Origin of the sequence: Streptomyces calidiresistens (genome assembly GCF_014141525.1) — a bacterium.
Taxonomy (GTDB): domain Bacteria; phylum Actinomycetota; class Actinomycetes; order Streptomycetales; family Streptomycetaceae; genus Streptomyces; species Streptomyces calidiresistens.
On record NZ_VKHS01001593.1, the window covers coordinates 1 to 417 of the forward strand.

A 417-nucleotide genomic window follows, 5' to 3' on the forward strand; every position below is an offset into this window, starting at 1 on the left:
AACTTAAAGTATCTAAAAAAACTTATTATTAATGACTTTAATGAAGATCTAATAAATGTCTATCAGGTTATCAAGGCAGATGTTCAACAATTAATGATTGAGTTAGATAACTTGCAAAAAGAGTATGATAGGTTGTTAGATAAAGATGCAAAAACGCCTTATTTTTATGCTAAACGTGCAAGTTTCAATCAAAGAAATCTTGATCCAGTGAAGCAAGCCAGTTTATTTATATTTTTGAATAAAGCCAGTTTTAATGGGCTATATCGAGTTAATAAAAAAAATCAGTTTAATGTGCCAATAGGTAGTTATAAAAGACCGATTTTTTTGGATAAAGCATTATTACTTGCAGTCTCTGACGCGTTGCAAAAAGTCGTGATTTTACAGGGTGACTACGAGCAAACGATTAAAGCGCTACCA

General features: G+C 30.9%; 1 protein-coding gene. It reads left to right on the plus strand.

The genetic code is table 11. The annotated features are described in order from the left end of the window. Window positions 1–417 (plus strand): Dam family site-specific DNA-(adenine-N6)-methyltransferase (locus tag FOE67_RS31060; protein WP_182667647.1); only part of this gene is annotated, 417 nt, incomplete at both ends.